Raw genomic sequence first — 21,586 nt, 5'->3', positions numbered from 1 at the left:
GTTTGTTACCCGTTTTTGAGAGGGGGATCGATTGCAACACCAATAAAATCGATATCTTTGAGATCTAGGAAAATGAAGATGTGTGTTTGTTTACGGTTTTGTAACATTTTGTAAAATGGTTTTTAGCGCATTGTTCAAACGTTTCATTTCTTCGTCACATCCGTGACCATCTGGATGGTAGATCTTTGATAGCTGTTTGTATCGGATCTTGATGCTTTTCTGGTCGGGGATTGAGCTAGGTGTGTAGCCAAATAGCGCGCAGGCCACCTGCAAATTACTCAGACCTTTGCTGTTTTTCTGCTTCTTCAATTCGTGGAACATAGTGTTCAGCTGGCGTTTTTGCTGCTTAATCGTAAGGTCCTTCGAGCTAAGCTGCGCTTCAAGTGATTGTTGTTGCTGTCGCGAATCACCCGACTTTAGAGCTTGTCTTTTTCTTGAGATAACGAGCGTCGCAATAATGCTGATGATTGAAATCAACACGGCCAACGCAGCACCAATCATATAGTCAGAGCTAGTTAGGTTAGAACTGGAGAGGTTAGAGCGTGATGCTTGGTTAGATTGAACGTGCTTAGATACCCCCTGACTGGTGTCTATTTCAGAGTCGATGCTGTCATCGAGCTGTTCTATTGAAGAGATCTGTTTTGCACGTTGCTGGTTGAATTGTGCTTCCAAAATGCGGTTGTAGCCCTCTTCTGCTTGTGGATTATCTTTTAAGGCTGCTTCATACCATAGCTGCGCTTTATCTAATGGTTGAAGGAGGTCTTGTTCTAGCGAGGATTCGTAGAGTTTTGCTACCTCGATAGGTGCGCGCTGGTTACCTTGCAACGCCGCTTTAATAAACCATTCCAAAGCAAGCTTGTTACTTTGTTCAACACCTGTACCTGCCAAGTACCACTCGCCGAGTTTAAATTGCGCATCTGCATTGCCATTGTCTGCAGATTGCGAGTACCAATAGAATGCGTCGTCGATGTTTTTAGGCACATCCGTTCCCAATTCATACGCTTGCGCCAATTGGTATTGAGAAACTGGATCTTGAGGTTGTGATTCTAGTGAAAATTCATCACTGCTTGCTGCGTGCACGAAATGTGTGGTGGACAGTTGAATCGTGGAAAAGATGAGGGCTAGAAATAGTGTTCTAAGAAATGATGATGACAGAATGTTGGATAGGATCAGCAAAAGATAAGTCTCGTAAAAAAGCCCAGAATCGATATGTCAGTATGAATACGCTTTATGGTCGTTGATTATTATTATCACGTTAAATGAGTAACATAACTGATAAACAACTATATAGAGGTTAATTCAATAGATAAAGATGGACTGGGCTTTAATCGTGCTACTTAAGCGGCAAGATTTGAATTTCTACGCGACGGTTACAAGCACGACCTTGAGAGGTGTTATTGTCACATAGAGGGTAGCGCTCACCGTTACCACGAGCAATAGCACGACCTGCAGCAACGTCTTGAGAGATCAAGAATGCACGAACAGATTCAGCTCGACGCTCAGAAAGGATTTGGTTCGTCGATTCGCTGTCAGTGTGACCTTCAATCACTAGGCTAGTGTCTGGGTATTCAACTAGGATGCGAGCAACGCCGCGAAGGGTATTGTGAATGCTTGATTCCAAAGCGTAAGAGCCAGAATCAAAACCGATGCCGTTTTCTAGGCGAAGTAGAAGTTGGTTCTCACCGACACGTTCAACTTGAACGCCTGAATTCATTAGCTCTTCACGAAGGGCAGCTTCTTGTCGGTCAAAGTAGTAACCAATACCACCAACAGCGGCGCCACCGGCAGCACCAATAAGTGCACGTTTACCACGGTCTTTAGAGTCACCAGTTGCAGCACCAGCAACGGCACCAGCGAGTGCACCAATTAGAGCGCCTTGAGTTGCAGAGTTAGCCTCAGATTCGCCAGTTGTCGCGTTTTGGCGTTGAGTTGCCTGACAACCCGTTAAAGCGATAGTAAGCGCTAGGGCTAGTGTGATTTTTTTAACGTATTTCTCCATCATGTACTTCTGTCAAACGAATGAATCCGAGTGACAAACATAGTCCTGTAAATCTTATTGATGGTTTTTATCAATACGTCGAAGCAATGTAAAGTGGCTCTATGATTTAGTTATCTTTTTAGCTGCCTGGGTACCGCCAACTGGTCGATTAACAGACAATTTACGACCTTTCTTCAAACCAACTTCATAATCGGCGGTGAGGTTTTTCATCGCTTCTCTCAGTTGCTGCTTGAACGTTTCACGGTCGATATTTTTGAATTCTTTATCAATGTAGTTATTGATCTTGTTGTTTGATTCGTCGTCGGGAGTAATGGTTGGTAGCTTTTCAAGCGCACCTTCAACCCAGCCTGAAACAAACGAGTTCACGCGGCGTGTCACTTCTAAGGACCCTGTGCCAGAGCCAGCAAAGCTATTTCTGAATTGGCCGGTGTGTTCATTCAGTTCACGATAAATGATATCGAAAGCGAACGCTGCGAAGATCGCGCGGTCGGCTTCACCAATGAACTCAACACGCTTGAGGCCTTTATGATTCAGCAATACGGCTTCTACGCCAAATTTGGTGTTGATACCGCGAATAACACGCAGCAGTGTAGAACTGATATTTGCAGGTAACAGGTGACTGGACTGAGTTTTCCCCATCTTGATAAATTCAATATCGTCTTTTTCGAGACCATATTTCAGCATCAAGTTATGCGCCATTTTTATCGCATTGGCAGCTTCATTGACGTTCGCAGAATTTCCAAGCTCAAGACACTTGGCAATTTTTTTTAGGGCTTTTTTCTTATCCATCGACAATTTAATCAGTACCGCAAATTTTTAAAAGTCCAACATTTTACATGTTTTCGCGGGTAACAGAAAGGCAAAACTGGTTTGATGAACAAGTGAGGCGGTGAACATTGAACTGCATGAGCCGACTTGGCGGTAAAAACAAAAACGCCATCAAGCGTATTGATGGCGTTAGTGACACGTTTTTTCAATATGTCTAGAGCATTTGCAAACTAGATACCCAGTTCATCGAGTAGGTCTGCTGCAGAATCATTGCCAGAGCTTTGAGCTGGCTTGTTCGCTTCTTGCATTTTTTTCTGAGTCGCCTCAAGAATGCTATCTGGACATTCGTCTTCTGCGATTTCAAATTCTTCCAATTGAATGAATTCGGTCTTATCCATCGCAAGCTCAAGGTAGAAAATGTTGTTATTAGCGGTAGAGAAGGTAACACGACGAGCTTGTGGACGATCGAGGTTGGTATCAACAGAAAGGTTTACTTGCTTATTCAGAGCCAGCATTTTCGGTTGGTTTTGCGTGATGTTGGTTTGCAGCTCTTTGCGGATTTTATTGGTGAAATCGCCAACCAATTGGTTCATCAACTCACCTAATACATCGCCCACTTCGTCTGAAGTATGAAGCACAGCAAGCTCGTTTTCAGGCATGCCCATATTACGCATGTAATTGGTGTAGATCTCTAGCGCTGCTTTTGACGTAAAATTGATTACAACAAGACCAGAAAAGCCGCCGTCAAACAGAACGAAGCAACCAAAATCTGGCTTTAGGCTTGTCTTGTTGATCTTTTGAACCATGGCTGAATAGGACACCTGAGAAGCCGTCGCTGAAGTCAGTACGCTTGAGACTGATTGGCATAGTTTAAGAAGGATATCTTCAGTTGTGACTGTTTTGTTTTTTTTCATTGTGATGTGCTCGTGGAGATGTCTTAAACAAAATGTTATTCAGTATATTGTTACTGAATTAAGACGAAAGTGACTATTTCTCCATTCTTGCACTGAGATTCTGATTTGATCACCTTTTTATATGATCTTAATAGTAGTAAAGTGACGAAATTCAAAGAAAATTATTAAAAATCTCAGATAACCCAATGCTGATAGGATCAGCGAAGTAGGGGCAGGAAGCAAATGTTACCAAGACTTCAACTCAATGCTGATGTCGATCCAGTTGTCGTACGCTTTTTAGATGAACTAAAAACAGCGGGCTTTACTGGCGACATTGAATCTCAATATTCTAGCCGTTTGGCTGTGGCGACTGATAATAGTGTCTATCAGCAATTGCCGCAGGCGGTCATCCTTCCTAAAACAACGCAAGACGTTGTGCTTATCGGTAAAGTGGTTTCTAAATCCGCTTACGAACGCGTGACTTTTTCCCCTCGTGGCGGCGGTACCGGAACCAACGGACAATCTTTAACAAAAGGTGTCGTGGTTGACCTGTCGCGATACATGAATAAGGTTCTTGAGATTAACGAGAAAGAGGGCTGGGTAAGAGTTCAGTCTGGTGTCGTTAAAGATCAATTGAACGACGCTGTTCGCCCTTATGGTTACTTTTTCTCTCCAGACCTTTCTACCAGTAACCGAGCAACCTTGGGTGGCATGATCAATACCGATGCTTCGGGCCAAGGGTCATTGAAGTACGGCAAAACGTCGGACCATGTATTGTCGCTGCAAGCGGTGTTCGCAGATGGTTCATGTCTAGAATCTGATTTATCACACGGCTTACCTGTAGAGGGTGAATTCGCTCACCATGCACTTGCGGTGACAGAGGCGGTTTGTCGAGACAAACGCGCTCAAATCTTAGATAAATTCCCTCCGCTGAATCGCTTCTTAACAGGCTATGACCTAAAGAATGCAATCAACGAACAAGATGACAGCTTTGACCTAACTCGCGTTCTATGTGGCGCTGAAGGTTCTTTAGCATTCATCACGGAAGCAAAGTTAAACCTAACCAAGATTCCAAAAGCGCGCACACTGGTTAACGTGAAATACAACACGTTTGATTCTGCGCTGCGTAATGCGCCGTTCATGGTGGAAGCGAAAGCACTGTCTGTTGAAACGGTAGATTCAAGAGTATTGAACCTAGCGAAGCAAGACATCGTTTGGCACACCGTGAGCGATTTGCTGACTGATGTTCCGAACAAAGAGATGCTTGGCATCAACATGGTTGAGTTTGCAGGCCAAGATGAAGCGGAAGTTGAACAGCAAGTTCAAGCGCTGACTGCACGCCTTGAAACCATGGTTGAAAGCGAAGAAGCCGGCGTGATTGGTTTTCAAGTTTGTAGCGATTTGGCGAGCATTGGCCGAATCTACAACATGCGTAAGAAAGCAGTGGGTCTGTTAGGTGCGGCGAAAGGCCGAGCTAAGCCAGTCGCTTTTGCTGAAGATACTTGTGTACCACCAGAAAACCTCGCGGATTTCATCTCTGAATTTAGAGTGTTACTCGATTCAAAAGAGTTGAATTACGGCATGTTTGGTCACGTTGACGCGGGCGTATTACACGTTCGTCCAGCATTGGATCTGTGTGACCCGATGCAAGAAGCATTGATGCATGAAGTCTCTGATGAAGTGGTTAAGCTGGTGGCGAAATACGGCGGTTTAATGTGGGGCGAGCACGGTAAAGGTTTCCGTTCTGAGTATGGCCCAGACTTCTTTGGTGAAGAGCTGTTTACCGAATTAAGACGTATTAAAGCAGCATTCGACCCGCACAACAAGATGAACCCAGGCAAGATCTGTACGCCTTTAGAAAGTGACGCTGAATTGGTGAAAGTCACCGATACCAAGCGTGGTTTCTACGACCGTCAGATCGACGTACAAGTTCGTGACAGCTTCAAGCAAGCAATGGAATGTAACGGTAACGGCTTGTGTTTCAACTACGATACTAGCTCGCCAATGTGTCCTTCAATGAAAGTTACGGCTGACCGACGTCACTCACCCAAAGGCCGCGCAGGCTTGGTAAGAGAGTGGTTGCGTCAACTGACTGAACAAGGCGTTGATATTCTCGACCTTGAGCAAGAAGCGTTGAAAGACAACACACCCGTTAAGACTATGATTGAGCGTGTTCGCAATACGATGAACAAACGCCATGAGTACGATTTCTCGCATGAAGTTCATGAGGCGATGAACGGTTGTTTGGCGTGTAAAGCGTGTGCGAGTCAATGTCCGATCAAAGTCGATGTACCAAGTTTCCGTTCTCGATTCTTGAACATCTACTACTCGCGTTACCAGCGCCCTGCAAAAGATTATCTAGTTGCCAACATTGAAACCATGCTGCCGCTGATGGCGAAAGTGCCAAAAGTAGTCAACGCTGCATTGGGTCAAAAGTGGATCCAAACGGCAACAGCTAAAACGGTCGGTTATGTTGATGCACCATTGATGTCGGTGCCTACGCTCAAAAATCGTCTAGCGAGTAAAGAGCTGCAACTCTTCGATTTACAGTATTTAGAAGGCTTGTCTTCTGAACAGAAGAAACAGCATGTGCTGATCGTTCAAGACCCGTTTACCAGCTTCTATGATGCCGAGGTGATTGAAGACTTCGTCACTCTGGCTCAAAAACTTGGCAAAACTCCGGTACTGCTGCCGTTCAAACCGAATGGTAAAGCGTTGCACATCAAGGGCTTCTTAAATCGTTTTGCACGTGAGGCGAAATCGACTTCGGATTTCTTGTCGATGGTGGCGGATATCGGAATTCCTTTGGTCGGTGTTGATCCTGCTCTTGTGCTTTGTTACCGCGATGAATACGTCGAGATCTTAGGTGACAAGCGCGGCGACTTTGATGTACTTACTGTGCATGAATGGTTAATGCCATCGCTAGGTGAGTTCGAAGCACGCTCAGCAAGTGAAGATATGTGGTACTTGTTTGCTCACTGTACTGAGAAAACCAAAATGCCGAACGCTGAAAAAGAGTGGGGTACTATCTTCAAACACTTTGGGGCGGCGTTAACCAGCGTTCCTGTCGGCTGTTGTGGTATGGCGGGAACTTTCGGCCACGAAGTCGATAAGCTACAAATGTCGAAAGACATATATGGTTTAAGCTGGAAGCCTCAAATGCAGGACTTACCAAAAGATCGTTGCTTGGTGACGGGCTATTCTTGCCGCAGCCAAGTGAAGCGTTTTGAAGGTGAGAAGCTTGCTCACCCATTACAGGCGCTAGCAAAAATTCTCTAATACATTTAGCCCAGCAATTGCTGGGCTTTTTTCTAAACTAACAAAGGAATGTTAATAAGGAAAAGTATGAAATTTCTAGAATTAAAAGTACCACCAGTTGCACTGTTCATTATTGTATTCGTAGCATCATACTTCTGCGCTCAACAGTTGAGCCAAGGGACACTGGCATTGCCTCATGGAATGATTGTGTTAGGAATCGGAGTCACATTGAGTGGTGTGATCGGAATATCCGGCATATTGGAATTTCGAAAACAGAAAACCACCGTTAACCCGATCAAAGTCGAAACCGCTTCAGCCGTCGTGGACAGTGGAATTTTTGGCTACACGCGAAACCCAATGTACTTAGGGTTGTTCATCCTGCTATTTTGCTTTGGCTACTTCTTCCAGAATATCTTCAGTGTACTACTTAGCTTTGGTTTCGTAATCTACATGAATTACTTCCAAATCAAACCCGAAGAGCGAGCACTAGAACAATTATTCGGCGCAGAATATGTTGATTACAAACAAAAGGTTAGACGCTGGATTTAGTGATGATTTGAGTGCTGGCTTAGTAATCGAAATAAAAAAGCCCAGCTTGAGATTATCAAGCTGGGCTTTATTGATCTTGTTCTAGAGCTGATTAAGCAGCGGCTGTGAACTGAGCTAGAAACATCTCTTTGCGTTCGTTGAAGCGGTTTACTAGGTCGTCTACAGAAGCTTGGTCGTATGGCTTAAGGCCACTTGCTACCATGCGTTTCACGCCTTTACCTACCACTTCGCCGTCCTCTTTGAAATCGAAGTTCAGTGTCACGATGCCACGCTTGCCTTCAACATCAAAAGTCGCACCAGAGAATTCAACTTCTGGGTGAGATAGGTATAGGCGAGTAAATTCAACTTCCATGCTCTCGTAAATAACAAGAGGGCGTTGGCAGTTGATCATCATCTGTTGCTCTTCCATAAGAGGAACCATGATGTGTGGGAAGTTCATACCAGAGAACTTAACGTAGTTTGTTACTACGTGTTCGATGAATGCTTGATCGTGGCTTTTCTCACCTTCACAAGACATGTGTAGGTACTCTTTGCCTTTCTCGTCAACCAGTGAGCTTTCTTTTTCACACTTGTTGTCAACGCTAAGCGCAATACCGTTACCAACCATACCTGAAAAATCAAAACGCATTTTTTGGCTGATGCCTTCTTTCTGCAGAAGAACTGCAAACAAAAGATCGCCAGGCACGCAGAAGCGCTTGTTGTCTTCATCGTGAATTGGGTTGAAGTCAGCGGCTACTTTTTTAGCAAAGTGGCTAGCCTGTTCACGAGTGAATTGAAATTGATTGTCTTCAGTAGAAAAGTAAGGTGTCAGAAACATAGTATCGCTATTAGTCATCAAATCTGGGGTGGATTATAGCTAACTAACTTCGTTCTAATGGTCTATCCAGTTAACTTTGCTTATATATCAGTCAATTAGATAAATACGTTGGATGGTATGTGACGATTTGAAGGGAGATATGGCCTTTGGCTCAATGCAACAAGGGCTAATTAATAGCCCTTGTTTATATGACACTCTAATGGGTGTTGTTCAGAATGTTTTTGCTTTAAAAGCTACACAAAGTGCCTTCTGGCATTAGGTGATTATGAACGGATAATTTGAGCAATAAGTTCGCTTGTTCAATATTCGGAGCAAAATATCTGTCTTTGTCGTAAAAGCTGACTTTTTCACGCAGAATCTGTTTCGCTTCTTCCACACGAGGAGAAGATAGATTCGGAGCGCGGAAGTCTAGCCCTTGTGCTGCTGCTAAATATTCTACTGCCAATATCCCACGGGTGTTTTCAGCCATGTATCTAAGCCTACGAGCGGCAAAGGTGGCCATTGATACGTGATCTTCTTGGTTTGCAGAAGTAGGTAGGCTGTCTATTGACGCAGGATGAGCCAATGTTTTGTTCTCACTAGCGAGTGCTGCAGACGTTACTTGAGCAATCATAAAGCCTGAGTTCACGCCGCCGTTATCGACTAAGAAAGGCGGTAGTTTGCTTAGCGCGCTATCAATTAGCAGCGCCATTCTACGTTCTGACAAACTACCGATCTCGGCAATGGCCAAGGCAAGGTTATCGGCTGCCATTGCGACGGGTTCTGCATGGAAGTTACCGCCTGAAATGATGTCGCCATCGTCAGCGAAAACAAGCGGGTTGTCGGATACGGCATTTGCTTCAATCGTTAAGGTCTCTGCTGAGTTACGAATCTGCTGCAAACAAGCACCCATCACTTGAGGTTGGCAACGCAGCGAGTAAGGGTCTTGAACCTTTTCACAACAAGTGTGTGATTCACCTATCTCACTCTTTTGATCAAGCATATGGCGGTAAGCAAGTGCTGCATCCATTTGACCACGATGACCACGAACGCGATGAATACGCGGATCAAACGGACGACGGCTACCTAGTGCCGCTTCTACAGACATCGCACCACACACGGTTGCAGACGCGAATAAGTCTTCAGCTGCGAATAGACCTTCTAATGCAAAGGCAGTTGATGCCTGAGTACCGTTTAACAGAGCTAAGCCTTCTTTCGGAGCAAGTGTGATTGGCTCCAAGCCAGCGATCTGCATTGCTTCTAAGCCAGTGATGATTTTGCCGTTGTGGCGCGCTTGGCCTTCACCTAGAAGTACCGTACTCATGTGGGCGAGGGGAGCAAGATCTCCAGATGCGCCTACTGATCCTTTTTGTGGAACACACGGGTAAACCTGCGCGTTCACAAGATCGATAAGAGCGTTAATCACTTTGAGGCGGATACCAGAGTAACCGCGAGACAAGCTGTTAATCTTCAATACCATCATCAAGCGTACGGTTTCATCAGACATGAACTTGCCAATGCCCGCAGCGTGAGAAAGTACGATACTTTTCTGTAGAACTTCGAGATCTTCAGGCGCAATCTTGGTGTTTGCTAATAAGCCAAAACCCGTGTTGATGCCATACACAGTGCGGTCTTCAGCAATCACTTGTTCGACAACTTGCATGCTCGCTTCGATATCCGGGATTGCTGCAGGATCGAGTGATAAGTTCACAGGGCTACGGCTGATTTTTCGAAGTTCAGATAGGCCAAGAAGTCCTGGCTTAAGTAATAAGTTCAACATGTTCTCTCCAGACATTAAAGGCGACGAAGTTCTTCGTTTAGCATAGGTAAATCAAGCTTCTGCTCTTTGGCACATTGCTTGGCAATATCGTAACCTGCATCAGCATGACGCATAACGCCGGTTGCTGGGTCATTGTGAAGTACGCGAGCAATACTCTGTGATGCATCTTCACTGCCGTCACAACAAATCACCATGCCTGAGTGTTGCGAGAAGCCCATACCAACGCCACCACCGTGGTGCAAAGAAACCCAAGTTGCGCCGCCCGCTGTGTTCAGAAGGGCATTCAATAGAGGCCAATCTGATACGGCATCTGATCCATCCATCATGCCTTCTGTTTCGCGGTTCGGGCTTGCTACTGAACCTGAATCTAGGTGGTCACGACCGATAACAACTGGTGCTTTCAGTTCGCCATTTTTCACCATTTCATTGAATGCTTGGCCTAAGCGTTCACGATCTTTCAAGCCAACCCAACAAATACGCGCTGGCAGGCCTTGGAACTGAATGCGTTCACGCGCCATATCTAGCCAGTTATGTAGATGTGGGTTGTCTGGAATCAGTTCTTTTACTTTTTGGTCTGTTTTGTAGATGTCTTCTGGGTCACCAGATAGTGCCGCCCAACGGAAAGGACCAATACCTTCGCAGAATAAAGGTCGAATATAAGCCGGAACGAAACCTGGGAAATCAAACGCGTTTTCTACGCCTTCTTCCAGTGCCATTTGGCGAATGTTATTACCGTAATCCACGGTCGCTGCGCCGCGGTATTGCAGGTCTAACATCGCTTGTACTTGAATCGCCATAGATTGCTTAGCGGCTTTCACCACTTTTGCTTCATCAATGGAGCGCTCTTGTGCGGCTTTCTCCATCGTCCAACCTTGCGGCAAGTAGCCGTTAAGAGGATCGTGGGCAGAGGTTTGGTCAGTCACCACATCAGGTGTGATATTGCGTTCAACTAACTCTGGGAAGACGTCTGCGGCGTTACCTAATAAGCCAACAGAGATTGGCGTGTCTGACTCTTTAATCATTGCCATCGCTTCATCTAAGCTGGTGGCTTTTTTGTCTACATAGCCAGTACGCAAGCGGTAGTCGATTCGTGATTCATCACACTCCACTGCGATCATTGAGAAGCCAGCCATCGTTGCAGCAAGAGGTTGAGCGCCGCCCATTCCACCAAGACCGCCCGTTAGAACCCACTTGCCGTTTGCTTCACCTTGGAAGTGCTTCTTCGCGATAGCGACAAAGGTTTCGTAAGTACCTTGAACGATGCCTTGTGAACCAATGTAGATCCAGCTGCCCGCGGTCATTTGGCCGTACATCATCAAGCCTTCTTTATCGAGCTCGTTGAAGTGTTCCCAGTTCGCCCAGTGTGGAACAAGGTTCGAGTTAGCGATCAGTACGCGAGGTGCGTTTTTATGAGTCGGGAACACGCCCACAGGTTTACCGGATTGAACAAGTAACGTTTGGTCGTCCTCTAAACGCTCTAATACTTCAACAATCTTGTCGTAACATTTCCAATCACGTGCTGCACGACCAATACCGCCATACACAACCAGTGCATGTGGGTGTTCTGCCACATCAGGATCTAGGTTGTTCATTAGCATACGAAGGGGTGCTTCTGTTAACCAAGATTTTGCGCGCAAAGTGGTGCCATGAGGTGCGCGAATTTCGCGAGTCGTGTCGAGACGAGGGTCACTGTTGTGGTGTTCCGTCATTTTGAAATTCCTTCTGTTTCACGTTATATCGTTGTAGTTTTATTTATCTATATAGCTGGCTTATTCACTGGCCATTGCACTGGCAATATCCCAACATAAACGAGCCGCTAATCGAGCCGTTTGGCCATCGACGTCGTAGTCTGGGTTGTATTCCGCTATGTCCGCGATAATGAGTTTTTCACTGTGTTGGAAAATCTGTTCTAGAAAAGGAGCGAGTGCTTCATAGCACACGCCTCTTGCCGCTGGTGCACTTACTCCCGGCGCAGTAGCTGCGGGGAAAACATCAAGGTCGATAGTGAGATAGAGGTAATCACACTCAGCGATGAATTTTTGTAACTTAACCAATTGAGCGACTTGGTTTACTTGAGTCATGTTGCGGTCGTGTTCATACCACACGCCCAGTTGGTCAGCTTTGTTAAACAGCGCTTTGGTATTACTAGCCGCGCTAACGCCAAGACAAGCGTAATGAAATGGCCATTGATGTATGTGGCAGTAATCACTTATCTGGTTAAAAGGCGTGCCTGAGCTCGGTTTAACATCGGCGATGTCGCTTTCAAATTCACGAAGATCAAAGTGAGCATCAAAGTTAACGATGCCGATCTTAGGATTGTGTTCTGATTGAATGTTATTTAGGTGCTCTGCGAGACCTTGAAAAGATGCCCAAGCCACTTCGTGACCACCGCCAAGGGTAATCACTTTGTTAGTTGATAGAGCATTGGCAATCACAGATGCACACTGTTTTTGGCTTACTTCTAATTGATCGTCATTGCATTCGATATCACCGAGATCGGCGATGCGTGCGTCACTATGCCAAGCCATATTCGCCAGAGCTTGGCGTATCAAGTTAGGTGCTTGTTTCGCGCCTACGCGTCCTTTATTTCTTGCAACACCGGCATCGCTGGCAAAGCCAACCAAGGCGATAGCGCTGTCAGTCAGCTCGTCACTTAAGCCACTACTTTGTACTTGCTTGGTAATGTGATGAACGCGAGTACCGAGTGCGCCATTTTCAAGATCATTACGCCCTGTCCACACAAAGTTATGCATGGTTGTTGCGTTCTCTTGGATACCGTTGGATTTAGATTGAGTCATGACACACCTCGCCATTAACAATGCGTTTATGCAGATGAGGAACACCGACTTGATAGCTTAGATCGGCAGGGTGGTCGATGTTCCAGATAGCCAAATCTGCGGCATAACCGATTTCGACTTTGCCTTTGGTTTGTGACTCACCAATGGCAGCGGCAGCGTTACAAGTTACACCGCGTAGCGCTTCTTCAGGCGTCGTACCAAACAGGGTGCAGCTCATGTTCATCATCAGCGTTAAGTCTGCAAAGGGAGATGTGCCGGGGTTTAGGTCGGTCGCGATCGCCATTGGGATTTTGTGTTCACGAAGTAAAGCAATAGGTGGCTGTTGAGTCTCTTTCAGGAAGTAGAAAGCACCGGGTAGCAAGGTGGCAACTGTGCCTGATTCTGCCAGTGCTTTTACTCCGGTTTCATCAAGGTATTCAACATGGTCAACAGAGAGTGCGCCGTATTTAGCTGCAAGCGCGCTGCCACCCATATTCGAAAGTTGTTCAGTGTGGCCTTTAATCGCGAGGCCATGTGCTTTGGCTGCTGCAAATACACGTTCGGTTTGTTCTAGGTTGAAGCCGATAGATTCGCAAAACACGTCAACTGCATCGGCGAGCCCTTGCTCTGCAGCTTTAGGAATGATCTCTTGGCAAACCAGATCGATATAGCTGTCCGGTTGCTCTTTGTATTCGGGTGGCACAGCATGCGCTGCAAGGAGAGTAGTGGTGATCTTAATTCGGCGATGATTCTCTAAAGCTTTGGCTGCGCGTAACATTTTGAGTTCATCATCAAGTGTTAAACCATAGCCAGATTTTACTTCGATGCTGGTTACGCCACTTCTTAGTAGGCCATCAAGTCTCGGTAATGCCATTTCAACCAGCTCAGACTCTTGCGCTGCGCGTGTTGCAGTGACTGTCGCTAGAATGCCGCCGCCTTGCTTGGCGATGTCGGTGTAAGACACACCATTCAAACGCTGCTCAAATTCATTGGCACGATTACCCGCAAATACGAGGTGAGTGTGGCAATCAATTAATCCGGGTGTCACTAGCTTGTTCTTGCAGTCATAGGTGACGTAATCCAAAGAACCATCAACACGTACTTGTTCTAACTCAGAAGCAAGTGCGCCTTGGTTTGAACAAGAGATGGACACGATTTTACCGCTTTCGATAACGATATCTTGAGGGGAAGAGGGCTGATAACCGTCGACTCCCGAGCTCATGGAGACCACTCGTGCATTTTTGAGGATCAAATTCATAATCACCTAGATCTTTGCTAAACATTAAATGTATATACAAATAAATAGGCTAAACGCTGACCCGAATCAAGTCGATGTTGCAAAAATGTGATCGGCGATCAGGATGATGTTCTTTAATTTAGAAGTATCTTGGAGCTTAATTTGTACTTAGAACCAGGATGGTAGAGCAATGCAAAGCTGATGAGGCGCTCTTTACTCCATGTTCTTCTATTCAAAAGTAGGCAAGGTTCTGATTCAGATAGCTTTAGTGACGTTCTGATTTGAGAGTCAGGAATAATGGCTTCAACCGTGTGCTCGATTGCACTCAACGGGCAGCTTTTTGAAAGGTATTCATTGGGTGTAGAGGTTGAAAAGTCTTGCTCTAGGTATTTTGGTGCGGCTTGCGAGTTCACCCAGCGCGCTTCCAATTGAATCGGTGTGTTGTCAGCAAAGTGGATGATTTCACTATAGAATACTTCGGCATTGATCATCACACCTAACCGTGTCGCGGTGCTTTCATCTGCCTTGATGCTCTTGTGCTTGATAACCTGGCTAGCATACGTTTGACCTCGGTCTTTGATCTCTTGTGCGATGTTGTTGATATCAAGCAGCGGAGATTGCGCTTTTTCGTCTGGTTCACAAACAAAAGTACCTAGCCTTGGCTTCCTGATGAGTTTGCCTTCAGACACAAGATCTCGAATGGCTTTATTGACCGTCATTCGACTCACATTGAACTGCTCTGTGAGTTCGAGTTCTGTGGTTATCTGGTAACCCACTGGCCAGTGACCACTGTTGATATTATCGTCTATGAACTGTTTTATCTGAAGGTAGAGCGGCGCTTTCGACATAATGAAACCTTATTTGACTATACAAATAGAGTAACGGAATTTTTCACGATTTCAACATTTCCTCGGGCAATGTGACCTTATTCAACATAGATGGGGCAAATTGCTTGATTCTGTGAGGCAAGTGTCGCAAATTGTCACGTAATAACTATTCGTAAATCAGATGATTAGAAAGGGAAATAATATGTTTAAGAAATTAAAGGCCTCGTTGGGCATCGGTGCAGCAAAGGTTGATACTGTCTTAGATAATATTGAAGTTTTCCAAGGTGGAGAGTTGTCTGGCAATGTTCACATTGTTGGTGGCGACGTTGAGCAACAAATCGACTTGATTAACTTGGTTCTCAACACAGAAGTAAAAGTAGAAACGGAAGACAGTACCAGCTACGAAACCTTTTCACTGGGTCGTATTCAAGCCGTAGAGCCTTTCGTTATCCAACCGGACGAAACCAAACTGGTTCCATTCCGTCTTAAGTTAAATGACGAAACGCCAGTCACCGCGTTGAACGCACAAATGAACCAATGCCATGTGTGGGTAGAAACCAACCTAGATATTGGCTTCGCGATTGACCCTAAAGACCGTGACTTTATCTCCGTACACCCATTGCCAACAGTGGCTAAAATCATCCGAGGCGTGGAAGCATCAGGTATGGCAATGGTGAAAGCAGACGTAGAGAAGGGCTTCTTAAAAGGCAACAGCTTTGCTTCTCGTTCGGGCTGTTACCAAGAGATTGAGTTTCGCAGCGGCGGCTTCATGAATAATAAAGAGATCGAGCTGTCATTCATCGTTGAAGGTTCAATGGTTCACTGCCTAGCAGAAATCGACCGCTCAATGAGCTTCCGCGGCGACCAATACATCTCATTCAGCTTACCTGCTAATGCGGCCGACTCAGACATTCGCAACGCTGTATCAAGAATCATGAGTGCGTAGTTCCCTCTCTGTTAGCAGTCGCTCTGTCTATTAATTAATAGAGACAATACAACTTTTCAAGCCGAACTTAACCATTCGGCTTTTTTGATTCTACTATCTGCCCCGTCCTGAAATGGGTTTACCACTGGTGCCGATAGGCCAATTGAAAAGCAACATCGGTGGAGTTGTCCATATTGAAAATGTTCTCGATTATGGATATCTCAATTGCCGAGCGTTGCATGAGATAGCGATAGCCAAACATCATTTCATTCGCGGCTTCTGAAAACTCAGTTTCACCGTCTTCTGCGCCTTCATACCAACGATACTCTAGGTGTAACTCATGATTTTCAAATAGCGTGAGTTGATATCCTCCCATCCATGACCATGTCGTTTTTTTATGTGAAAAGCTATTCTCCACTTCTCTACTGGACTGATTCGCTAATCCTAAGCTTGTATAGAAGGTATTGATGTCGAGTTGGTATGCATAATTGAGTTGAGCGCTTTGTTCGGTGCTGTTTCCCTTAAATGCACCGTGGCTGACTTTGTTATGATAAAGGGAGACGCCAAAAGATAAGCCATGGTTTTCTATATGTATGATCTGATATTGGGTGTAGAGCGTGAAAGCGCTAGTCAATGTGTCGCCGGAGAAGTCTCGATTATTGACGCCATGGTCTGGTGCATAGATGTCGAATTGGTGTCTCTCTTTCTGATCTCGACCTGCTTGGTCGATGCTAAATAGGTCGTGAAAGTTAATGGTGATTTTGTCGAGATGATTATTGGCGGCGTATAACCAGCGGTAATTGAGCTCTACTTGCCACGCTGTAGTCAATTGCCATCGCAGGCCTGTTTGAAGTTGGTTTTGATAATAGTCTAAGTGATAGTCGTGGGAGTTAGCCCAGATACTCGCAGCAGTTAAGGCTGTAAATACTTCAACCTTATTCTCTTCAAGAGGGAAGCCTGAACGGAGCGACGGGGTGAGGCGAACCGACTGCAGTGGTGCTTGGGTATAACTGATTAAGGGGCCGTAATCTTTGTTGGCCCATGCGTTTGGCGCAGAAAACATGGCGGCTATTACTAGCGGTAAAGGTCGTATGAGCGATATACAAGTAGCCCGTTTCTCCATATGTACCTCATCTGCATTCCGTTGCTTCTATATAGCTTAGTTCTAAATAACTAGTTTGTAAGAGATAAGTTGAATGAGCGAACTCGGAACAGGTAGGGTGCAGTTGTTAAGTTGATACAGCTGGGTAATTAAGAGGATTAGAAGAGCAGGTAAATCATCACAAGTATGGTTTACCTTACCAAACGAAGCCGTTGGATAGCTTGCAAATCCGCTCTGTCATTGTCATTTCATATAATTTCGTTACAATGTTCGGCTACTCACAGATGTGGCATCTGTATTTGCTTCTATGTGGGTATATTTATTATGCATATATCCCCAATCAGCGTACTCGTTGATTGAAAGACATATATTAAACATTTTCATGTGTTGCTTGGTGTGCAACACCACTGTAAAGGACAAATAATGCCAATTATTACTCTTCCTGACGGTAGTCAGCGTCAATTTGACAACCCTGTATCAACTCTAGATGTTGCCCTATCAATCGGTCCTGGTCTTGCGAAAGCTACCATTGCTGGTCGTGTAGACGGCGAGCGTGTTGATGCTTGTGATCTTATCGAAAACGATGCAAGCCTAGAAATCATCACAGCTAAAGATGAAGTTGATGGCCTTGAAATCGTTCGTCACTCTTGTGCTCACCTTTTAGGCCACGCGGTTAAGCAGCTTTTTCCAGAAGCGAAAATGGCGATCGGTCCTACTATCGATAACGGTTTCTACTACGATATCGATCTTGAGCACTCTCTAACGCAAGACGATCTAGAAAAGATCGAAAAGCGCATGAAAGAGCTAGCGAAGACCAAATACCAGGTTGTTAAGAAGAAAGTTAGCTGGCAGGAAGCGCGCGACGCATTCGAAGCTCGCGGCGAGACTTACAAGATTGAAATCTTGGACGAGAACGTTTCTAAAGACGATCGTCCAGGCCTGTACCATCACGAAGAATACATCGATATGTGTCGTGGTCCACACGTGCCTAACATGAGCTTCTGCCAGCACTTCACTCTACTTAACGTAGCGGGTGCATACTGGCGTGGTAACAGTGACAACAAGATGCTTCAACGTATCTACGGCACTGCATTCCACGACAAGAAGGCACTTAAAGCTCACCTTGTGCGCCTAGAAGAAGCGGCTAAACGTGACCACCGTAAAATCGGTAAAGCGCTTGACCTATTCCACATGCAGCAAGAAGCACCAGGCATGGTGTTCTGGCACCACAACGGTTGGACTATCTTCCGTGAGCTAGAAGTATTTATTCGTCAAAAACTGACTGAGTACGATTACCAAGAAGTTAAAGGCCCATTAATGATGGACCGTGTTCTTTGGGAACGCTCTGGTCACTGGGATAAGTACGCTGAAGCGATGTTCACTACTTCTTCAGAGAACCGTGAATACGCTATCAAGCCAATGAACTGTCCTGGTCACGTTCAAATCTTCAACCAAGGTTTGAAATCTTACCGTGATCTACCGCTACGTATGGCTGAGTTCGGCTCATGTCACCGTAACGAGCCGTCTGGCGCACTTCACGGCATTATGCGTGTTCGTGGCTTCACTCAAGATGATGCTCACGTATTCTGTACTGAAGACCAAGTTCAACAAGAAGTTAAAGCTTGTATTGAAATGGTTTACGATACTTACACAACTTTCGGCTTCGAAAGCATCGTTGTTAAGCTATCTACTCGTCCAGAACAGCGTGTAGGTTCAGACGAAATGTGGGACCGTGCAGAGGCTGACCTTAAGCAAGCGCTAGAGGCAATGGACATTGCATACGAGATTCAAGAAGGCGAGGGTGCGTTCTACGGACCTAAGATTGAATTTACTTTGCATGATTGTTTGGACCGCGCTTGGCAATGTGGTACAGTGCAGCTCGATTTTGCATTACCAGAACGTTTAGGTGCTACTTACGTAGGTGAAGATAACGAGCGTCACACGCCAGTTATGATCCACCGCGCGATTTTAGGTTCACTAGAACGCTTCATTGGTATTCTTATTGAAGAATACGCTGGCTTCTTCCCAACGTGGTTGGCGCCAGAACAAGCAGTTGTAATGGGCATTACAGACAAACAGTCTGAATATGTACAAGAAATTACGAAAAAACTGCAAAAAAGTGGATTTAGAGTCAAAGCAGACTTGAGAAATGAGAAGATTGGCTTTAAAATCCGCGAACATACTTTGAAACGTGTACCGTTCATGCTTGTGTGTGGTGACCAAGAAATGGAAGCCGGCGAAATTGCAGTACGTACACGTAAAGGTAAGGACCTTGGCAAATTTAAAGTGGATGACTTTATTTCATACATCCAAGCCGAGGTTTCAAGCCGTAAGCTCAATCTGGAGGAATAGCTATTAAAGGCGGAAGACGTGGCCAACAACCGGCCAAACAAAACCAGCACCGTTTAAACGGTGACATTCGTGGCGTTCGTGAAGTGCGTCTAACTGGCGCAGACGGCGAAGCTGTTGGTGTAGTATCAATCGCTGAAGCGATGGAAGCTGCAAATGAAGCTGGTATGGATCTTGTAGAGATCAGCCCTAACGCCGAGCCGCCAGTTTGTCGTGTGATGGACTACGGTAAGTTCCTCTTCGAGAAGAGCAAAGCTGCGAAAGAGCAGAAGAAGAAGCAAAAGCAGGTTCAGATCAAGGAAATTAAATTCCGACCTGGAACTGATATTGGAGACTATCAGGTAAAACTACGCAACCTGACTGGTTTCCTAGAAGACGGCAACAAAGTGAAGGTAACAATTCGCTTCCGTGGCCGCGAAATGGCTCACCAAGAAATCGGTGTTGACGTTCTTAATCGTTTGAAAGCGGATACTGAAGAATTTGCAGTAGTCGAATCTTTCCCAACGAGAATTGAAGGTCGCCAGATGATCATGGTGTTGGCCCCTAAAAAGAAGTAATTAACGGCTTTGCAAGTAATTGAACCCTGCAGCCTCAGGTTGCGGGGTTTTATTCGCCCTAATTACTATGTTATTAACAACTCAACAATGCGGAGTTATTCATCATGCCTAAGATGAAAACCAACAAAGGTGCTGCTAAGCGTTTCCAGAAAACTGCTGGTGGTATTAAGTTTAAGCACGCTGGTAAACGTCACATCCTGACTAAGCGTACTACTAAGAACAAGCGTCAGCTACGTCCGAACTCGATCCTTCCTAAATGTGAAGTTGCTCAAGTTCTACGTATGATGCCATACGCTTAATTCTTTTTAGTTTATAAATTCGTTTAGTTTAGGAGAAGCATAATGCCTCGCGTAAAACGTGGTGTACAAGCTCGTGCACGTCATAAGAAAGTTCTAAAACAAGCTAAAGGTTACTACGGAGCACGTTCACGTGTTTACCGCGTAGCTTTCCAAGCAGTTACCAAAGCTGGTCAATACGCTTACCGTGACCGTCGCAACAAGAAACGTCAATTCCGTCAACTTTGGATTGCACGTATCAACGCGGCATCTCGTCAAAATGGTCTATCTTACAGCCGTTTCATCAATGGCCTAAAGAAAGCATCTATCGAGATCGACCGTAAGATTCTTGCTGACATCGCAGTATTCGACAAAGCAGCATTTGCTGTTCTAGTTGAAAAAGCGAAAGCATCTCTATAATTTAGAGTTAGCTTAAAGGTTTAAGAAAAGGAGAACTTCGGTTCTCCTTTTTTATTGCCTGTAATTTGGCTTTGCCATACTCTCTCGCATCTCGCATCTCGCATCTCGCATCTCGCATCTCGCATCTCGCACCTAATTTTTATTCGCTTGAACACGCATTCTGGTATATAAACATTTACCTAACCTTTAAATGTAAAGCGACCGAAATAAATGACCGCACCGACCACTATGACGTTCTTCGAACGTTTTGAAACTGACATCCTATCTGGCAAGAAGACGATTACTATTCGTGATGAATCTGAGCGAGACTACCAGCCAGGCAGTGTTGTGGAAGTATCGACGCTAGAGCAAGACCGTGTGTTCTGTAATCTTAAGATCATCAGCGTTGAGCCAATTTTGTTTGATGACTTAGGTGAGTTCCATGCTCAGCAAGAGAACATGACGCTGCAAGTACTGAAAGACGTGATTCAAGATATCTACCCGGGTATCTCTCAACTGTATGTGGTTTCTTACGAGCTTGTGTAGCCCGCTTTAAATAGAATTTGTTGATCAATACTGCGTCTAGCGCAGAGCAATGATAAAGGGAAGCCACAATGAGTGAATTACAGAGCGAAACAGTTCAGCAAATTTTGCTTCAACTTTATTGTCGTGAGCAAAATGAGCAGCCGTTAATCTCTAGAACTGATCTCGACATTGCTCTTTATGATAGCGAAGGCTTTCTAGCGTGGCGTGACACAAGGCGTAACTTTACGGTCAGTGATATCGAGAATCGAGTTTGGGTGAAGAGCTGCCCCGGCGGTTACATCACTGAAGTGCACTTCAATGCTGACGGTTCTTTGATTGAATATCGTTTGTTCGACCGATTTGAAACAACAGGGCAGTGGCAACTAAAAGACGGTTTGTTACACGTCGAGATTCTGAAGGGTGAGAACTGCTACCAGTTTGCTGTTGTGGCTCGTGCTGACCTTAATATTCACTCTGCGGTTGAGTATAAGAGCGGAGAGCTGCATTCGTACTTGAAGCTTGTTCAAGTTGAAAGCTAAACGCTGGTTCGTTTAATTAGCATATAAAAAA

General features: G+C 45.3%; 19 protein-coding genes and 2 pseudogenes. 9 read left to right on the top strand and 12 right to left on the bottom strand.

The window, feature by feature from the left end:
* Window positions 1-90 precede the first annotated feature (90 nt).
* The 5 genes and pseudogenes from AB4209_RS19595 to AB4209_RS19575 form a co-directional block, all read right to left on the bottom strand.
* Window positions 91-528 (bottom strand): annotated as a pseudogene (locus AB4209_RS19595) (hypothetical protein); the annotation flags it as partial.
* Between the two features lie 80 nt (window positions 529-608).
* A pseudogene (locus AB4209_RS19590) lies at window positions 609-1,176 on the bottom strand (tetratricopeptide repeat protein); the annotation flags it as partial.
* Window positions 1,177-1,333: 157 nt separating this feature from the next.
* A complete protein-coding gene (locus tag AB4209_RS19585) occupies window positions 1,334-1,999 on the bottom strand; it encodes an OmpA family protein (protein WP_372057009.1) in 666 nt (221 codons plus the stop codon).
* 99 nt (window positions 2,000-2,098) lie between these two features.
* Window positions 2,099-2,788 (bottom strand): DUF2786 domain-containing protein, encoded by a 690-nt coding sequence (locus AB4209_RS19580; protein ID WP_017059769.1) that lies wholly within the window; start codon window positions 2,786-2,788, stop codon window positions 2,099-2,101.
* 209 nt (window positions 2,789-2,997) lie between these two features.
* On the bottom strand, window positions 2,998-3,681 hold the full coding sequence (locus AB4209_RS19575; protein WP_017059770.1) for a DUF3334 family protein: 684 nt from the start codon (window positions 3,679-3,681) through the stop codon (window positions 2,998-3,000).
* Between the two features lie 222 nt (window positions 3,682-3,903).
* Here AB4209_RS19575 and AB4209_RS19570 point away from each other — a divergent pair, with 222 nt between their 5' ends.
* Both AB4209_RS19570 and AB4209_RS19565 read left to right on the top strand, forming a co-directional pair.
* Window positions 3,904-6,939: an FAD-binding and (Fe-S)-binding domain-containing protein gene (locus tag AB4209_RS19570; protein ID WP_372056995.1), complete on the top strand. Its 3,036-nt coding sequence runs from the start codon at window positions 3,904-3,906 to the stop codon at window positions 6,937-6,939.
* Window positions 6,940-7,005: 66 nt separating this feature from the next.
* Window positions 7,006-7,467 carry an isoprenylcysteine carboxylmethyltransferase family protein gene (locus AB4209_RS19565; RefSeq protein ID WP_017059772.1) on the top strand — a complete coding sequence of 154 codons (462 nt, stop codon included), beginning with the start codon at window positions 7,006-7,008 and terminating at the stop codon, window positions 7,465-7,467.
* Between the two features lie 91 nt (window positions 7,468-7,558).
* Here the strand turns inward: AB4209_RS19565 and AB4209_RS19560 are convergent, their stop codons facing one another.
* The 6 genes from AB4209_RS19560 to hutC all read right to left on the bottom strand — a co-directional run bounded on the left by AB4209_RS19560 (window position 7,559) and on the right by hutC (window position 14,905).
* A complete protein-coding gene (locus AB4209_RS19560; protein ID WP_372056993.1) occupies window positions 7,559-8,284 on the bottom strand; it encodes a DUF3581 domain-containing protein in 726 nt (241 codons plus the stop codon).
* 226 nt (window positions 8,285-8,510) lie between these two features.
* Window positions 8,511-10,043, bottom strand: coding sequence for a histidine ammonia-lyase (hutH, locus tag AB4209_RS19555; RefSeq protein ID WP_372056991.1), 1,533 nt, complete (start codon window positions 10,041-10,043; stop codon window positions 8,511-8,513).
* Between the two features lie 14 nt (window positions 10,044-10,057).
* Window positions 10,058-11,752 carry a urocanate hydratase gene (gene hutU / locus AB4209_RS19550; RefSeq protein WP_372056989.1) on the bottom strand — a complete coding sequence of 565 codons (1,695 nt, stop codon included), beginning with the start codon at window positions 11,750-11,752 and terminating at the stop codon, window positions 10,058-10,060.
* Between the two features lie 60 nt (window positions 11,753-11,812).
* Window positions 11,813-12,841 carry a formimidoylglutamase gene (hutG, locus tag AB4209_RS19545; RefSeq protein ID WP_372056987.1) on the bottom strand — a complete coding sequence of 343 codons (1,029 nt, stop codon included), beginning with the start codon at window positions 12,839-12,841 and terminating at the stop codon, window positions 11,813-11,815.
* On the bottom strand, window positions 12,828-14,078 hold the full coding sequence (gene hutI, locus AB4209_RS19540; protein WP_372056985.1) for an imidazolonepropionase: 1,251 nt from the start codon (window positions 14,076-14,078) through the stop codon (window positions 12,828-12,830). The genes hutG and hutI overlap by 14 nt, the downstream gene beginning before the upstream one ends.
* A 113-nt stretch (window positions 14,079-14,191) precedes the next feature.
* Entirely contained in the window at window positions 14,192-14,905 is a 714-nt protein-coding gene (gene hutC, locus AB4209_RS19535; protein WP_017072048.1) for a histidine utilization repressor, read from the bottom strand.
* A gap of 181 nt (window positions 14,906-15,086) precedes the next feature.
* Here hutC and AB4209_RS19530 point away from each other — a divergent pair, with 181 nt between their 5' ends.
* Entirely contained in the window at window positions 15,087-15,830 is a 744-nt protein-coding gene (locus AB4209_RS19530; protein WP_017059779.1) for a sporulation protein, read from the top strand.
* A gap of 118 nt (window positions 15,831-15,948) precedes the next feature.
* On the opposite strand, the gene AB4209_RS19525 is transcribed toward AB4209_RS19530, so the two are convergent.
* On the bottom strand, window positions 15,949-16,872 hold the full coding sequence (locus AB4209_RS19525) for a DUF3187 family protein (RefSeq protein WP_372056983.1): 924 nt from the start codon (window positions 16,870-16,872) through the stop codon (window positions 15,949-15,951).
* A 462-nt stretch (window positions 16,873-17,334) separates the two neighbouring features.
* Here AB4209_RS19525 and thrS point away from each other — a divergent pair, with 462 nt between their 5' ends.
* The 6 genes from thrS to AB4209_RS19495 all read left to right on the top strand — a co-directional run bounded on the left by thrS (window position 17,335) and on the right by AB4209_RS19495 (window position 21,555).
* Window positions 17,335-19,263 carry a threonine--tRNA ligase gene (thrS, locus tag AB4209_RS19520; RefSeq protein WP_017059786.1) on the top strand — a complete coding sequence of 643 codons (1,929 nt, stop codon included), beginning with the start codon at window positions 17,335-17,337 and terminating at the stop codon, window positions 19,261-19,263.
* A 2-nt stretch (window positions 19,264-19,265) separates the two neighbouring features.
* Window positions 19,266-19,817: a translation initiation factor IF-3 gene (infC, locus tag AB4209_RS19515; RefSeq protein ID WP_076654893.1), complete on the top strand. Its 552-nt coding sequence runs from the start codon at window positions 19,266-19,268 to the stop codon at window positions 19,815-19,817.
* Window positions 19,818-19,921: 104 nt separating this feature from the next.
* Window positions 19,922-20,116: a 50S ribosomal protein L35 gene (gene rpmI / locus AB4209_RS19510; protein WP_004738430.1), complete on the top strand. Its 195-nt coding sequence runs from the start codon at window positions 19,922-19,924 to the stop codon at window positions 20,114-20,116.
* Window positions 20,117-20,158: 42 nt separating this feature from the next.
* Window positions 20,159-20,512 (top strand): 50S ribosomal protein L20, encoded by a 354-nt coding sequence (gene rplT / locus AB4209_RS19505; RefSeq protein WP_004733517.1) that lies wholly within the window; start codon window positions 20,159-20,161, stop codon window positions 20,510-20,512.
* Between the two features lie 210 nt (window positions 20,513-20,722).
* Window positions 20,723-21,037 (top strand): N(4)-acetylcytidine aminohydrolase, encoded by a 315-nt coding sequence (gene yqfB / locus AB4209_RS19500; protein WP_017063603.1) that lies wholly within the window; start codon window positions 20,723-20,725, stop codon window positions 21,035-21,037.
* A gap of 68 nt (window positions 21,038-21,105) precedes the next feature.
* Window positions 21,106-21,555 carry a hypothetical protein gene (locus AB4209_RS19495; RefSeq protein WP_017063604.1) on the top strand — a complete coding sequence of 150 codons (450 nt, stop codon included), beginning with the start codon at window positions 21,106-21,108 and terminating at the stop codon, window positions 21,553-21,555.
* Window positions 21,556-21,586: the final 31 nt, after the last annotated feature.

The organism is Vibrio sp. 10N.286.48.C11 (assembly GCF_041469805.1).
In the GTDB taxonomy this organism is placed as follows: domain Bacteria; phylum Pseudomonadota; class Gammaproteobacteria; order Enterobacterales; family Vibrionaceae; genus Vibrio; species Vibrio crassostreae_C.
Note: the sequence above shows the minus strand (reverse complement) of the source record. Positions and strands in the feature narration are given on the sequence as shown.